Source organism: Streptomyces sp. CB03238 (assembly GCF_002099185.1).
In the GTDB taxonomy this organism is placed as follows: domain Bacteria; phylum Actinomycetota; class Actinomycetes; order Streptomycetales; family Streptomycetaceae; genus Streptomyces.
Genome location: NZ_NBCN01000019.1, coordinates 56140 through 70777 on the forward strand (window position 1 = coordinate 56140; position 14638 = coordinate 70777).

Annotated in this window: 18 protein-coding genes; 1 reads left to right on the forward strand and 17 read right to left on the reverse strand. The window is 72.1% G+C overall.

Features of this window, described 5'->3' with window-relative positions; translation table 11 throughout:
- The first annotated feature begins 243 nt into the window (after nt 1-243).
- On the forward strand, nt 244-720 hold the full coding sequence (locus tag BKD26_RS28995) for a M23 family metallopeptidase (RefSeq protein ID WP_084904218.1): 477 nt from the start codon (nt 244-246) through the stop codon (nt 718-720).
- 592 nt (nt 721-1312) lie between these two features.
- Here the strand turns inward: BKD26_RS28995 and BKD26_RS29005 are convergent.
- From BKD26_RS29005 to BKD26_RS29085, 17 genes are all read right to left on the reverse strand, one after another.
- Nucleotides 1313-1873 (reverse strand): TetR/AcrR family transcriptional regulator, encoded by a 561-nt coding sequence (locus tag BKD26_RS29005; protein ID WP_084904224.1) that lies wholly within the window; start codon nt 1871-1873, stop codon nt 1313-1315.
- Between the two features lie 53 nt (nt 1874-1926).
- Complete coding sequence (gene whiG / locus BKD26_RS29010) at nt 1927-2763, reverse strand: RNA polymerase sigma factor WhiG (RefSeq protein ID WP_073754594.1); 837 nt, start codon at nt 2761-2763, stop codon at nt 1927-1929.
- 263 nt (nt 2764-3026) lie between these two features.
- Nucleotides 3027-4196, reverse strand: coding sequence for a DNA-processing protein DprA (gene dprA / locus BKD26_RS29015; protein WP_084904228.1), 1170 nt, complete (start codon nt 4194-4196; stop codon nt 3027-3029).
- Between the two features lie 477 nt (nt 4197-4673).
- Complete coding sequence (locus BKD26_RS29020) at nt 4674-6287, reverse strand: YifB family Mg chelatase-like AAA ATPase (protein WP_084904231.1); 1614 nt, start codon at nt 6285-6287, stop codon at nt 4674-4676.
- Nucleotides 6287-6649 (reverse strand): YraN family protein, encoded by a 363-nt coding sequence (locus tag BKD26_RS29025; protein WP_084904234.1) that lies wholly within the window; start codon nt 6647-6649, stop codon nt 6287-6289. Before BKD26_RS29025 ends, BKD26_RS29020 begins: the two co-directional genes overlap by 1 nt.
- Nucleotides 6650-6768: 119 nt before the next feature.
- Nucleotides 6769-7077, reverse strand: a complete 309-nt coding sequence (locus tag BKD26_RS29030) for a DUF2469 domain-containing protein (protein WP_005311352.1) — start codon at nt 7075-7077, stop codon at nt 6769-6771.
- A 55-nt stretch (nt 7078-7132) separates the two neighbouring features.
- Nucleotides 7133-7627, reverse strand: coding sequence for an NUDIX domain-containing protein (locus tag BKD26_RS29035; protein ID WP_084904237.1), 495 nt, complete (start codon nt 7625-7627; stop codon nt 7133-7135).
- Nucleotides 7620-8360, reverse strand: coding sequence for a signal peptidase I (gene lepB, locus BKD26_RS29040; protein ID WP_084904240.1), 741 nt, complete (start codon nt 8358-8360; stop codon nt 7620-7622). The genes BKD26_RS29035 and lepB (BKD26_RS29040) overlap by 8 nt, the downstream gene beginning before the upstream one ends.
- Before the next feature lie 103 nt (nt 8361-8463).
- A complete protein-coding gene (lepB, locus tag BKD26_RS29045; RefSeq protein ID WP_084904243.1) occupies nt 8464-9387 on the reverse strand; it encodes a signal peptidase I in 924 nt (307 codons plus the stop codon).
- Nucleotides 9272-10363 (reverse strand): signal peptidase I, encoded by a 1092-nt coding sequence (gene lepB / locus BKD26_RS29050; RefSeq protein ID WP_143662724.1) that lies wholly within the window; start codon nt 10361-10363, stop codon nt 9272-9274. The genes lepB (BKD26_RS29045) and lepB (BKD26_RS29050) overlap by 116 nt, the downstream gene beginning before the upstream one ends.
- Nucleotides 10356-11135: a signal peptidase I gene (gene lepB, locus BKD26_RS29055; protein ID WP_084904245.1), complete on the reverse strand. Its 780-nt coding sequence runs from the start codon at nt 11133-11135 to the stop codon at nt 10356-10358. Before lepB (BKD26_RS29055) ends, lepB (BKD26_RS29050) begins: the two co-directional genes overlap by 8 nt.
- Nucleotides 11136-11169: 34 nt before the next feature.
- Nucleotides 11170-11520, reverse strand: coding sequence for a 50S ribosomal protein L19 (gene rplS, locus BKD26_RS29060; RefSeq protein WP_073754586.1), 351 nt, complete (start codon nt 11518-11520; stop codon nt 11170-11172).
- Nucleotides 11521-11651: 131 nt separating this feature from the next.
- Complete coding sequence (gene trmD, locus BKD26_RS29065; protein ID WP_084904248.1) at nt 11652-12473, reverse strand: tRNA (guanosine(37)-N1)-methyltransferase TrmD; 822 nt, start codon at nt 12471-12473, stop codon at nt 11652-11654.
- Nucleotides 12473-13021 (reverse strand): ribosome maturation factor RimM, encoded by a 549-nt coding sequence (gene rimM / locus BKD26_RS29070; RefSeq protein ID WP_084904251.1) that lies wholly within the window; start codon nt 13019-13021, stop codon nt 12473-12475. Before rimM ends, trmD begins: the two co-directional genes overlap by 1 nt.
- A 94-nt stretch (nt 13022-13115) precedes the next feature.
- The gene (locus BKD26_RS29075) at nt 13116-13355 is read right to left on the reverse strand and encodes an RNA-binding protein (protein WP_005311361.1); all 240 of its coding nucleotides are present in this window, start codon (nt 13353-13355) and stop codon (nt 13116-13118) included.
- Nucleotides 13356-13357: 2 nt separating this feature from the next.
- Nucleotides 13358-13801: a 30S ribosomal protein S16 gene (gene rpsP / locus BKD26_RS29080; RefSeq protein ID WP_073754583.1), complete on the reverse strand. Its 444-nt coding sequence runs from the start codon at nt 13799-13801 to the stop codon at nt 13358-13360.
- Between the two features lie 155 nt (nt 13802-13956).
- Nucleotides 13957-14550 (reverse strand): hypothetical protein, encoded by a 594-nt coding sequence (locus tag BKD26_RS29085; protein ID WP_179166746.1) that lies wholly within the window; start codon nt 14548-14550, stop codon nt 13957-13959.
- Nucleotides 14551-14638: the final 88 nt, after the last annotated feature.

The window sequence follows — 14638 nt, forward strand, 5'->3', positions numbered from 1 at the left end:
CCTTGGTTCTCGGTTGTGTCCTGACGCCCCGACGCGCCGTGCCACGAGTGGACCGAAGAGCGCTGCCACGACTTTTGAGGGTGGTGGCGGGGCGTGCGAAGTCGACCCGGTGGCCCGGGTCGCCAGAAGAAGTGTACGGGACCTTGGCAGCGGTGGGTGACGGCGCTGTCCACAACCGGCCGGTAGTCCACAGATCGGTTCCATGATCAGCGCGGTCGCGTACGTCTGCGCCACATTCGGCTCATGTACTCCACCGTATTCGCCCTGCTCCTTTCTTCCGCCCTCATGACCGCCGCCTGGCCGGTGGGCCCGCCGCGCCCGGCGATCGTGCGGGGCTGGGAGCCTCCCGCCTCGGCGTACGGTCCGGGCCACCGCGGCGTGGACCTGGCCGCCCCACCGGGCACCGAGGTCCGCGCGGCAGCGGCCGGCCGGGTGTCCTTCGCGGGCCCGGTGGCGGGCCGTGGCGTCCTGTCGGTCACCCACCCGTCCACGGGCACCCCGCCCCTGCGCACCACCTACGAACCGGTCCGCCCCCTGGTCCGCCCGGGCACCGACGTCGCGGCGGGCCGGGTGGTGGCCGTGGTGTCCCCCGACCCCGGCTCCCACTGCACCCGTCGGTGCCTCCACTGGGGCCTCCGCCGGGCCGACACGTACCTCAACCCCCTGTCCCTCCTCCACCGCCCACCCTCACGCCTGCTGCCCCTCACCGATCCGGGCTGACCACCGGGACGGGACCACCACCCGCGCCCGGGTGCGTGTGTCCGGGCGGCGTGCGGCCGGGTCGGCCGGGGCCGGTGGGTACGGTCGGGGCGGGGTGCCGTGCGGCACGCGGGCGGAGTCGGCTGCGGCCGGTGGGCCGAGCCGGGGCCACTCCGGGCTCACCTCCTCGCGGTCGGCGGGGTGCCCGAGCACGATCTCTTGGCCGTATCGTGCCGCCAACCGCTGCGGGGGCGACCCTGCACGGCCCTTCCTCGCCGTCTTCGTAAGACCAACGGCCCGCAGTCGGCGTACGACCGGGGTGTGGCCGTGCAGGGTCGCCCCCGCAGAGGTCGGCGGCGTCGGACGGGCTCCCTACCGCCGAGACCCAAGGCCGCGGGCCTCGAGGAGGTGAGCCCGGAGGGGCCACACCCCACCACCCACGGGGGTGGCCGCACCGCAGACCGAGCAGCACCCCGCACCGCAGGCCGAGCCAAAAGCCGGGCCGGCGCCGAGGGGGCCGGGGGTGAAAGCCCGGGGTGCCGAAAGCACATGCCCCGCACGAGAGGGGCCGACCGAGATGCCAGGCGGAGGCCCGGGCCCCGCAAGACCAGAGCTACGCGCCCCGCACGCCCCGGAGCGCCATCGAGACGGCCGTGTCGGCGATGGAGCCCGGGTCCTCCGCCGCGCCGAGCTCGATGCGGCGCACCGCCGCGTCGACCACGCCTTGGAGCAGCATCGCGGCCAGCCGCGGCTGCTCCTGCCCCAGCTCGGCCAGCGCTTCGACGATCATGGCGACGAGGCCGCCGTGCGCCGCGCGGATCTTCTCCCGCGCCCCGTCGTCCAGTTCGCTCGCGGAGATCGCGACGACCGCCCGGTGGCGCCGGTCGCCCACGAGGTCCAGCTGGGTGCGGACGTACGCCTCGACCTTGCCCTCGGGCGTGTCCGCCCGCTCCATCGCCGACTCGACCTCCGCCGCCCACACGGGGAAGTCGACGGCACACAGCTCCTCGACGACGGCCGCGCGGGAGCGGAAGTACTCGTACACGGACGACCGGGCCAGGCCGGTTCGCTCGGCGAGGGCGGGGAAGGTCAGCGCTTCCGTCCCGCCTTCGGACAGCAGGGAACGCGCGGCGTCCAGCAGGGCGCCGCGCTGCATGGTCCGGTGCTCGGCCACGGAGGCCGCTCGAATCCTGGGCACGGCTCCACTTTACGGCCGCCCGTTCGACGTCACCGTCCTACATCGGCCAGCTTTGCCCGCAGCTGGAGGACCGACTTGGTGTGGATCTGACTGACGCGGCTCTCGGTGACCCCCAGCACGTTGCCGATTTCGGCCAGGGTCAGACCCTCGTAGTAGTACAGCGTGACGACCGTCTTCTCGCGCTCGGGCAGGGTGTTGATGGCGCGGGCGAGCAGCCGCCGCAGCTCGCGGTCCTCGGCGACCTCGACGGGGTCGTCGGCGGCGGTGTCCTCCAGCGTGTCCATGAGGCTGAGCCGGTCGCCGCCCTCGCCGCCGACGTGCAGCAGCTCCTCCAGGGCGACGACGTTCGCCAGGGACAACTGGCTGAAAACCGCGTGCAGTTCCTCCAGGGCGATGCCCATCTCCGAGGCGACCTCGCTCTCGGAGGGGGTGCGCCGCAGCTGGGCCTCCAGGGTGGCGTACGCGCGCTCCACGGCCCGCGCCTTCTGCCGCACCGAGCGCGGGATCCAGTCCAGCGCCCGCAGTTCGTCGATCATCGCGCCACGGATCCGGGTGATGGCGTACGTTTCGAACTTGATCGACCGGCCGATGTCGAACTTCTCGATCGCGTCGATGAGTCCGAAGACCCCGGACGACACGAAGTCCGCCTGCTCCACGTTGGACGGCAGACCGACGCTCACCCGGCCCGCGACGTACTTCACCAGCGGCGAGTAGTGCAGGATCAGCTGTTCCCGCAGCCGCTCGTCGCCCGTGTCCTTGTACGACCGCCACAGCTCGTCGAGCGACGAGGGCGCGGGCGGGCGCACAGTGCCCCGGGCAGCGGGGGGCACCGCTGCGCGGTCGGACCCGGAGGTGTGCTGGGGCATGCGTCGCCTTGAGCCGTTCTGCTGAGGTGTGAGTGGGGACGGGGAAATGAGGGCGGGATGCGGAGGGGGTAATTCTGGTGAGCGTAGCGTGACTGAGCAGTCGCAGTGAGCGAAGGCCCCTCGATCGTGACTCCGCGAGGGCGTGCCGTCGGCCGCATCTTCGAATGGGGCCCACGGGGCCGACTGCGCGCGCCGGCCCCTCGGGTGTCACCAAGAGAGCTACGAGGGTCATCGGCATCACCTTTTCACCCGAATGCTGCGGGTCAAGCACCGCCTCGCCGGGCGTTCGGGCGACGTACGGCCGCGGCCGTCAACTGCCAGCCGTCGCCATGGCGTTCGACGAAACCGATGGAGTGGAGTTCGTACAGCCTGGCGAGTGTCACGTCAACGCTGGTGCCGGCGTCACGCGCGATGTCGTTCCGGGTGGCGGCCCTCCCTCGTGCGGGCAGGGCTTCGAGCACGCGTGCGCTGACCGGGTCGAGGAGGTCCCTGGGCAGGACGGGCCCTCGCCGGGACGGGGCCAGGTCGCCGATCTCCCCGACCAGCTCCGCGACTTCCGCGGCGTCCGTGACCAGCTCGGCCCCGCCGCGCAGCAGCTCGTGCACGCCCGCGGAGAGGCCGCTGGTGGCCGGGCCGGGGACGCCCATGGTGAACCGGCCGAGCTTCTGCGCGGCGCGGGCGGTCACCAGGGAACCGCTGCGGTACTCGGCCTCGACGACGACCGTGCCCCGGGTGAGCGCGGCGATCACGCGGTTGCGGAGGATGAACCGGCCAGGGGTCGGATGGGCGCCGGGCGCCAACTCGCCGACCACCAGGCCCTGTTCCGCGATACGCCCGATCAGCTCGGCGTGGCCGCGCGGATAGGCCACGTCGACCCCGCAGGCCAGCACGGCGACGGTCGCCCCGCCGGCGGCCAGCGCGCCCCGGTGGGCGGCGCCGTCGACGCCGAACGCCGCGCCGGAGACGACGACCCAGCCGCGCTCGGAGAGGCCCGAGGCGAGGGTCGCCGCCATGTGTGCCCCGTACGGTGTGCAGGCCCGCGCCCCGACGACCGCGACGGAGCGCAGCGCCCAGCGACGGAGGTCGGGCCGGCCGCGCACCCAGAGGCCGACGGGCCGGCCGTCCCCGAGGTCGTCGAGCTGGCTGGGCCACTCGGAGTCGCCCGGCACGACGAACCGCCCGTCGCACGCGTCCACCGCCGCCAGGTCCCGGTCCGGCTCGGCCCGCGCCGCCCGCGTCCGGAAGCCCTGGATCCGCTGCTCGCTCGCCCCGGTGAGCGCGCTGTCGTCGTACGGCACCGACGTCAGCCGCCGCAGCAGCTCCACGGCCCCCAGCTGCCGCAGCCAGCGCCCGCCGTGCTCATCACCCGGTTCGATGACCCGCGTCAACGCCGCCCGCGCCCACCGCTCTTCCTTCGTCACCCTCTCAGCCATGCCGCACCCCCGTCGCGAACTGTTCGCACCCCGCCCAGGCAGCCCCGTTCCCCTCCGGGGCCGCCCGCCCATCTCGCCCCCGGTGCCCCCCCGCCCGGCCCAGGCCACCCAGGGACCACCGGAACCGATTCCGCCCGACGCCACCTGGGCGGGGTCGCCCAGGCCCACCAAGCCGGAACCACCCGCCGCCGCCCGGACCGGAGCCACCCAGGGCCACCGGCCTGAGCTGCCCGCCGCCACCCGGACCGGAGCCACCCAGGGCCAGCCGGGCCGGGGCACCCGGGCCCACCGAGGCCGGGCACCCAGCCGCCCCGGCCGCCGCCCGGAGCCGTGCGGGTAGTTCCTCGGCGTGGCTCGTCCGGACGGGCTCGCGGTGTCGGGCCGCGCAACCCGCCCTCCCCGATCCGCTTCCGCCGCCACCAGCCCGCTCGCCCCGCCCCGCACCGGGGAGGTGCCCCGCACCATCCCCGCTCCCGGTCACGGTGCCTCCCCGACCGCCATGGGCACGCCCCGGGCGATGCCGGTGCGCAGCTCCAGCGCCAGGTGGACGTCGGCGGGGCCGGGGCGGTCGCGGCCGGCGAGGTCGGCGATCGTCCAGGCGACCCGGAGGACCCGGTCCAGGCCGCGCGCGGTGAGCAGGCCCCGTTCGATGTCCCGCTCGGCGGCGGCGAGGGCGCCGGGGGCGACCTGCCAGCGGGTGCGCAGTTCGTGCCCGGGCACCTCGCAGTTGACGCTCCAGGGCGTGCCGTCCAGGCGGGCGACGGCGCGCGCCCGGGCGTCCCGCACCCGCGCGGCGACGGCCTCGGTGGACTCGCCGCGCCCGCACCGGCCCAGCAGGTCAGCGCGGCTGACCGGTTCCACCTCGACGCGCAGGTCGACCCGGTCCAGCAGCGGCCCGGACAGCCGGGCCTGGTAGCGGCGGATCACCGACGCGGGGCATTCGCAGCCCGTCCCGTGCAGGGTGTGCCGCCCGCACGGGCACGGGTTGGCGGCCAGCACCATCAGGAACCGCGCCGGCAGCCGCACCACGCCCGCGCTGCGCGCTACCACCACATGGCCGGACTCCAGGGGCTGTCGCAGCGCGTCCAGTGCCTTGCCGGAGAACTCGGGCGCCTCGTCCAGAAAGAGCACGCCTCGATGGGCCAGGGAGACGGCGCCCGGTCTCGGCAGGCCGTTGCCGCCGCCGACCAGGGACTGCATGGTCGCGGAGTGGTGCGGCGCGCAGTACGGCGGCCGGTGCACAAGCGGCTCGCCCGGCGGCAGGAGCCCCGCCACCGAGTGGACCGCGGTGACCTCCAGGGCCTCCTGGCGGGTCAGCGGTGGCAGGACGCTCGGCAGCCGCTCGGCCAGCATGGTCTTGCCCGCGCCCGGCGGGCCGGACAGCAGCAGGTGGTGCCCGCCGGCCGCGGCGACCTCCAGGGCGACGCGCGCCACCCGCTGCCCGGCGACGTCCGCCAGATCGGGCCCGTCGGCCGGGTCGTGGCTGAGCCCGGTGCCCACGCCGGCGCCGGGGACCAGCAGTCCGGCCAGCATGGCGTCGGGCCGCCCCGCCTCGGCGGGCTCCTCCTCCGGCACCGGCTCGTCCGCGAGCACGGCGATCAGCTGCCGCAGCGTACGGACGCCGAGGACCGAGACGCCCGGCACCAGCGCGGCCTCCCCCGCCGTCTGCTCCGGGACGACCACCTGCTGGTAGCCGGCCTCCGCGGCGGCGAGCACCGCCGGCAGCACGCCCCGGACGGGCCTGACCCGCCCGTCGAGCCCAAGCTCGCCGATGAGGACGAGGTCGGCGATCGTCCGGGGATCGATGCGCTCGGCCGCGCCCAGTACCGCGCAGGCGACCGCCAGATCGAAGCCCGAGCCGCCCTTGGGTACGGAGGCCGGGCTGAGCCCGACCGTCAGCTTCTTCTGCGGCCACTCCGCGCCCGAGTTGACGACCGCCGCCCGCACCCGGTCGCGGCTCTCCGTCAGGCTCTTGTCCGGCAGTCCGACCAGCGTGAACGCCGCGACGCCCGGCTCCAGGTCCGCCTGGACCTCGACGACCACGCCTTCGACGCCGACCAGGGCAACCGAGCACGTCCGGGCGAACCCCATCAGGCCACCCCCCGCACATGCTCGACGACGGGCGCGCCGCGCCGGGGCAGCAGTACCCCCACCAGATCGATGCGCACCCCGCCGGGCGGTGGCCCGCCGTGCCGCTCCAGCCAGCATTGCGCCAGCCGCCGCAGCCTCTCCGCCTTGGCGGGCGTCACTCCCGCCATGGGGTGCTCGAAGCCGCCCCCTCTTCGGGTCTTGACCTCGCAGATGACCACCGTGTCGCCGTCGCGGGCGACGATGTCGATCTCCCCGGCCCGCCCGCACCGCCAGTTCCGGGCGAGCGTGGCCATCCCGGCCTCGCCGAGCCGTCGGACGGCCAGGTCCTCGCCGTACCGCCCCAGTGCCCCCGTCGCGTTCATTTCGGCACCACCTCCGGCACCGACTGTGACGCGTCGGCGCCGGGCTTGTGGATCTTGGTGGATAACCGTCCGGTTGTGGAAAACCTCGTCCCCCACACCGGTGAACAGCGCGACGAGAATCAGCTGCCGGGCAGCTCCAGGTCGCTCTTGTTGAGCTCCTCGATATTCACGTCCTTGAACGTGAGAACGCGTACTTGCTTGACGAACCGCGCCGGCCGATACATGTCCCAGACCCACGCGTCCGCCATGGACACTTCGAAGAACACCTCGCCCTGGACCGAGTGCACCTGCATCTCGTAGTCATTGGTGAGGTAGAAACGACGCTCGGTCTCGATCACGTATTTGAACAGACCGACGACATCGCGGTACTCCCGGTAGAGCTTCAGCTCCATCTCGGTCTCGTACTTCTCGAGGTCCTCGGCGCTCATGGCATGTTCCCCTTCAGCCGTGCGTCCCCCTATTGTGCTCCAGTCTCCTGCGCCCCTAGACGATTTCCGGGGCCAGGACCACCGGCGTAGCAGGGGGTCCCTCGTCGAGCAGTGTGCGGAGCAGCTCGGCGAGTCGTGTCGGGTACACCGTCTCACGGGCCGCCGACAGTTCGGCGGAGGTCCACCACCTCAGCCCTGTGACACTGCGCGCCTCCAGCTCCGTGGGGTCGGCCAGGGCCACCGCTGCCGCGGGCTGCCGCGTACGCGCCAGGTAGTACCACTCGTCCTGGTTCCAGCGCCGCCCGGCGAACGGGAACGAGCAGAACCGCTGCCACAGCACCGGGCCCAGCTCCACATCCGTGAGCCCGGTCTCCTCGGCCAGCTCGCGCGCCGCGGCCTCTTCGCGCGTCTCGTCGCCCTCCACCCCACCGCCCGGGGTGAACCACCAGGTCTCGGCCGGGTCGTCCGGCTCGTACCCGTGCAGCAGCAGGATCCGGTCGTCGGGGTCGAGCAGCACGACCCGCGCGACCTTCCGCGACTCCTCACCCATGTGCGCCCGCCTCGGTACGCGGCCGAGACCGCGACAGGACCCTGGCGACCGGCCCGTACGCCGCGCCGCCCAGGATCAGCACCGCCCCGGCCACCACCGAACCGGCCACCAGCTTCACCGGACCGGGCCGCGACACGCCGCCCGGCAGCGCCGCGAAGCTCCGCGGCCGCTCCACCATCGCGCCCAGCGGCCACGCCACGGCGTCCACCCGCGCGTTCACCGCACTGCGCGGCACCGAGCCCTGCCCGGGGTCCTGGAGATGGACGCGGGAGTCCTGCGAGCCGGCGCGCTCGTCACCGAGCAGGAAGAGCTGCCCCTCCGGCACCGCGGCCGAGAACGTCGTCGTGGAGGCGGGCCCCTTCGAGCGCAGATACGGTTCTTCAACGGCTTTTCCGTTGACCGTGAGCCGGCCCCCGATGTCGCAGCAGGCCACCGTGTCACCGCCCACGCCCACGACCCGCTTCACCATCGGCAGATCGCCCCAGGCCGAGTCCCTGAAGACCACCACGTCACCGCGCCGGACCTCGGAGCCGTCGATCCGCTGCGCCAGCACGCGGTCCCCCGCGGCGACGGTCGGGGCCATCGAGTCGGTCGGCACGGTGTACGGCTGGTACTGGACCGCTCCCCAGGCGAACCCACCGAGGAAGAGCACACAGCCGACGGCCACGGCCAGCCCCGACAGCACGCTGCCGAGACGGCCGTGGCCGTCGCCCGTCGTGACGTTTTTGCTCATCCCCGCGCTCCCGCCTTCGCCAGATCCACGATCTGGGACGGCACCCTACCCGCGGTGCCCTACCCGGCGGTACGCCGACCACAAGCCGACCGTCGGTCAGCCGTTACGCCGCCGTACGCCGCTTCCGCCGCCACAGGATGACCGGCAACGCCCCGGCGAGGCCCAGCGCGCCCGGCCCGGCCATCTCCGCGGCGGCGGTCGCGGCCGCCGCGGTGCTGAGCCCCGGCTGGTCGAACGTGTCCGGCACCGGCAGGGTGGACCAGCGGGTGACCGGCCAGGCCACCACGACCGCCCGTCCGACGACCTGGTCGTCGGCGATCGTGCCGCTGCCGGGCAGTTCCTGGTGGTAGCGGGAGTCCAGCGAGTTCTGACGGTTGTCGCCCATCACCCAGATACGGCCCTCGGGCACCTTGATCGGCCCGAACGGCTCGTCGTCGCACGGCGTGGAGCCGGGGTGGATGTACGCGGTCTCGTCCAGCGGCTTGCCGTTGACGACGACCTTGCCGCCCTTCTTGCAGCCCACGGTGTCGCCGCCGACCGCGATGACCCGCTTGATCAGGTCCTTCTCCTCGGCGGACGGCATCAGGCCGATGAAGCTCAGGAACTTCTGCACCACGTTGGGCTCGGGAGTGGGCTCGCCCTCCAGCCAGCCGCCCGGGTCGTGGAAGACGACCACCTCGCCGCGCTCCGGCTCCGACCCGAACCATGGGGTGAGCTTGTCGACCAGCACCCGGTCGCCGCGCTGGAGGGTGTTCATCATCGACTCCGAGGGAATCGAGAACGCCTGCACCAGGAACGTCTTGATCAGCAGCGCCAGGAGCAGCGCGATACCGATCAGCAGCGGCAGTTCCTTCCAGAAGGAACGGGGCTTCCTCGGCTCGTCAGGGCCGCCGTCCTCGGCGGTGTCGCCGTCAGTCGGACCGGCCTCGGATGGGGGCTCCCCGGCGGAACCGGACGACGAAGCCTCGCCGAACCTGTCGGGCCTCTCCTCGGGCTCGTCGTGTCCGGATCGCGCGCCGACCGCCAAATCCCCCACATCCACTCCTCACTCCGTGCAACCGCCGGCCCCACAGCAGGGGCAGGCCCATCACTCCCATAACGAGCGGGAGTTCCGCAGGGGTCGGGAGCCCGGTCAATCCGTTCACATTCCGAGAGGACACACTATGCGACGCGCCGAGCGCCGTCGCAGTCCCGGTCCGCGAGTCCGGGACGGACGCGAAGGTGTCCGGCTCCTCCAGGCTCCGCCAGTGGTCGAAGGGCCAGGCGATGACGACCGCCCGCCCCACGACCTCCTCCTCCGAGACCGTTCCCTGAAACGCCTCGTTCAGGTGAAATCGCGAGTCCGCCGAGTTCGACCGGTGGTCCCCCATCACGAAGATCCGTCCGTCCGGCACCTTCACCTCGAACGGGATGGTCGAGGGGACGTCTCCCGGGTGCAGATACGGTTCGGTGAGCGGTACGCCGTTGACGGTGACCCTTCGGTCCTTGTCGCAGCACTTGACGGTGTCCCCGCCGACCGCGACGACCCGTTTGATCAGGTCCTGTTCGTCCTCGGACGGCAGCAGACCGATGAAGGTCAGGGCCTGCTTGGCCTGCTTGACGCCCACCGGGTCGTCCTCCTTGGGCGTCTGCTCCTGCTGGAGCCAGCCGCCCGGGTCCTTGAAGACGACGACGTCCCCGCGCTGCGGCTTGGAGCCGAACCACGGGGTGAGCTTGTCCACCAGTACCCGGTCGTCGATCTGGATCGTCTGCTCCATGGAGCCGGACGGGATGACGAAGGCCTGCACCAGGAAGGTCTTCAGGACGAGCGCGATGAGCAGCGCCACGGTGATGAGGAGGGGTATCTCCTTGACGGCCGACCGGCGCCGGCGCCGCTTGACCTTGCGGGCCAGTTTGCGCCGCTCCGCGCGCCCGGGCAGCGGCCGGGCGCCGTCCGTGGGACGTGAGCCGGTGGGCAGCCGGGTGTCGGCCCGGTGGCTGCCCTGCTTGCCGCGGTTACCCATGGCCCCCGCCCGCCGCTCCCGCCGCCTCCGGTACGTCGCGGAAGGCGCCCGTGGGCTCCACCTCCGACCAGCGCCCGAACGGCCAGCCGATCCAGTCCGCCCGCCCGATCACCCGGTCCACGGGGACCATGCCGCCGCCCGGGGAGCCGAGGTGGTCGCGGGAGTCGCGCGAGTGGCTGCGGTGGTCCCCCATGACCCACAGGGTGCCCTGGGGTACGACGATGTCGAAGGGCACCCGCGAGGGTGCGTCACCGGGGTACAGGTAGTCCTCGTCCACGGGTACGCCGTTCACCTCGACCCTTCCCCCCTTGTCGCAGCACTTCACGCGGTCGCCTCCCACGCCCACGACGCGCTTGACGAAGTCGGTGTCGGCCGGCTCGGCGAGGCCGAGTGCGGCGGCCGCGCCGCGCAGCAGCCCGGCGACCGGGTTCTGCTCCGGTGCCTCCTGGACGAAGGATCCGGTGCCGTCGAAGACGACCACGTCCCCGCGCGCGGGCTCGGCACCGAAACGGTACGCCACCTTGTTCACCAGTACCCGGTCCCCGATCCGGAGGGTGGGTTCCATGGAGCCGCTCGGGATCTGGAAGGGCTGCACCACGAAGTGGCTGAACAGCAGCAGGAAGACCGCACAGGCAAGCCCGATCAGCCCGGCACGCCGCCAGGAGAGCCGCGTGAGCCGTCGGAGGCGCGGGGGCCGGAAACGCACGGAGCGCGACCGCTCCTCCTTCTCGGAGGAACGGTCGCGCTCTGTGTGCTGTGCTTCGGTGTCCATCGGAGCCAGATGGTATCCGGCCCTCCTGTGACGGTCAGTTGTCGCGCTTCTCCTTGATCTTCGCGGCCTTGCCGCGCAGCTCACGGAGGTAGTACAGCTTGGCGCGACGGACGTCACCGCGGGTCACGAGCTCGATCTTCTCGAAGATCGGGCTGTGCACCGGGAAGGTGCGCTCGACGCCGACGGAGAAGGAGACCTTGCGGACGGTGAACGTCTCGCTGACGCCCGAGCCCTGGCGGCGGATGACGACACCCTTGAACTGCTGGATACGGGAGCGGTTGCCCTCGATGACGCGGACGTGGACGTTCACGGTGTCACCGGGACGGAACGCCGGGACGTCGGTACGCAGGGACGCGGAGTTGACAGCGTCGAGCACGTGAGACATGTGTGTCTGCTTCCTCGCTGATGCCACAGGTCATCAACGGAATGTCGTAAGGAGAAAAGGGGTGCTGATCGCGTCGGACGGGCGTCGTGTCCCCCTGTGGCAGGGGCGCACGCCGGACGTACAGCAGCGGCCTATTCTTCCACGTCCTGCGGCCTGCGCCAAAATCGGCCACCTTGTTCCGGTGCCCAGCCCAGCAGGGAGAGGGTTTCGCGGTCCTTCTTGTCGAACGCGGAGGGGTCGCAGCGCTCGATCAGATCGGGCCGGTGGCGGGCGGTACGCCGCAGCGCCTCGTCCCGCCGCCACCTCGCGATCTTGCCGTGGTGTCCGCTGAGCAGGACGTCGGGGATGCCGCGGCCGCGCCACTCGGGCGGCTTGGTGTAGACGGGGCCTTCCAGCAGGTTGGCCATCGCGCCGGGGGCGAAGGAGTCGTCCCGGTGGGATTCGGCGTTGCCCAGGACGCCGGGCAGCAGGCGCGCCACGGCTTCGGTGACGACCAGGACGGCGGCCTCGCCGCCGGCCAGTACGTAGTCGCCGATGGACACCTCGTAGACCGGTATCCGGGTGGCGTACTCGTCCATGACACGGCGGTCGATGCCTTCGTACCGGGCCGGGGTGAAGATCAGCCAGGGGCGCTGGGAGAGCTCGACGGCCAGTTCCTGGGTGAAGGGCCGGCCGCTGGGCGTGGGGACGACCAGCACGGGTCCGTGCGCGCCGGTCTCGTAGCCGGAGGCCAGGACGTCGTCCAGGGCGTCGCCCCAGGGCTCGGTCTTCATGACCATGCCGGGGCCGCCGCCGTAGGGGGTGTCGTCGACCGTGTTGTGCCGGTCGTAGGTCCACCGGCGCAGATCGTGTACGTGGACGTCGAGCTGGCCGCGCGCGCGTGCCTTGCCGACGAGGGAGACGTTCAGCGGTTCCAGGTACTCCGGGAAGATCGTGACGACGTCGAGCCGCATCAGGACCCGTCCTCGTCACGGGTGGACACGATCTCGGCGCGGTCGTCGATGAGTCCCGGCGGCGGGGTGATGACCGCCTTCTGCTCGTCGAGGTCGATGTCGGTGACGATCTCCTCGACGAACGGGATCATGACTTCACTGCCGTCGGGCCGTTCCACCACGAACAGGTCCTGGGAGGGCAGGTGGGAGATCTCGGTGATCCGGCCGACCTCGGTGCCGTCGGCGAGGACGACGTCCAGGTCGATGAGCTGGTGGTCGTAGTACTCGTCGGGCTCCTCCGGACGCTCGTCCGGGTCCACATCGGCGATCAGCAGGGTGTTGCGCAGGGCCTCGGCGGCGTTGCGGTCCCGTACACCCTCGAAGCGCAGCAGCAGCCGGCCGCTGTGGACGCGGCCGGTCTCGATGGTCAGCGGCCCGGTGGAGGCCGGGTCCGTGGCCAGTACGGCACCGGGCGCGAGCCGCAGCTCGGGCTCGTCCGTACGCACCTCGACGGTGACCTCGCCCTTGATGCCGTGGGCGCGGCCGATCCGTGCGACTACCAGCTGCACTACCTCTCCTTTACGACAACGACTACGGGCCGGGGCGGGCCCGAAGCCCTCCCCGGCCCGTGCCGGCGCATTTAAGCGAAAACAGCCAACTTGATCAGCGGACCTGGTCCACGTCGACGAGGTCGACGCGGATGCCACGGCCGCCGATGGCGCCCACGACGGTACGCAGAGCGCGCGCGGTGCGGCCGTTGCGGCCGATCACCTTGCCGAGGTCGTCGGGGTGGACCCGGACCTCCAGCACGCGCCCACGGCGCAGGTTGCGCGAGGCGACCTGCACGTCGTCGGGGTTGTCGACGATGCCCTTCACGAGGTGCTCGAGAGCCTCCTCGAGCATGCTCAGGCCTCGGTCGACTCGGTGGACGCGGCCTCGGCCTCGTCCGCCTTCTTGTCGGCCTTCTTCGCCTTCGGGGTGATGGCCTCACCCTTGGTGTCGTCGCCCTCGAGCGCCTTGGCGAAGGCGTCGAAGGAGGCGCGCTTGTCTTCCTTGGCCGCCGGGGCCAGCAGCGGCTTCTCCGGGGCCGGGAGGCCCTTCGCCTTCTGCCAGTCGCCGGTGAGCTTCAGGATCGCGAGGACCGGCTCGGTCGGCTGGGCGCCGACGGACAGCCAGTACTGCGCACGCTCCGAGTCGACCTCGATGCGCGACGGGTTCTGCACCGGGTGGTACAGGCCGATCTCCTCGATGGCCCGGCCGTCACGGCGGGTACGGGAGTCGGCGACGACGATGCGGTAGTGAGGCGAACGGATCTTGCCCAGACGCTTCAGCTTGATCTTGACTGCCACGGGTGTGGTGTCTCCTGGTCTTGACGTGGTTGGGCACAACGTGATGCCGCGTGGGGTTGCGGTACTCGAGTGCCCGATGGACGCGTCAGCCGGAGGAGAGAGGGGTCCTGTTCGACTGTCGAGTACAGCTAGCCATTGTGCCACATCACGCGCGGTCAGCTCGCCGCGCCCACGGCTTCCGGGATACGGAAGGGCTTCCCGCAGCCGCCGCACACGATGGGCGCCTGCGCGAGGACCGAGGGCACGACCCGGACGTTGCGACCGCAGTCGCACACGGCCTTGACGCGTACGCCGCCACCGGAGGAACCGTGCCGGGCGGCCGGCCCGCGGAAGGAGCGCTTGGTGTCCGCGGCCGTGGCGACCGTGTGCGCCTTGAGGGCGCGCTGCAGCCGCTCCATGGTCGGGCGGTACCGGCGCTTGGCCTCGGGGCTGAGCGTGACCAGGGAGAAACCGCTGCTGGGGTGCGGCTCCTCGGAGTGGTCCAGGCCCATCTCCTCGGCGATCGCCAGGAATCTGCGGTTGTGGTAGCGACCGGCGCGCGAGGTGTCGCGGACGCCTCGCGCGGCGGCGATGCCGTGGACTGCCTCATGGAGCAGTCGTTCGAAGGAGAGCTCGGCGCCACACGCGGACGACGACTCTCCGATCAGGGATTCGGGCGCGGCAAGATCGGGCAGCTCGGGGTGGTGCCGCTGAATGTCGGCCCACGCCTGTGCCAGCTCTGCGGCGAGAACAGGTGGTGTCGTGCTCACGTCGTGACAACGAGCCGGAGTGCCGCCGGGTTCCATTCCGGGGCATCCCAAATAATTTGCACGTACCCGTCAGTTGCCGTTGATGCGT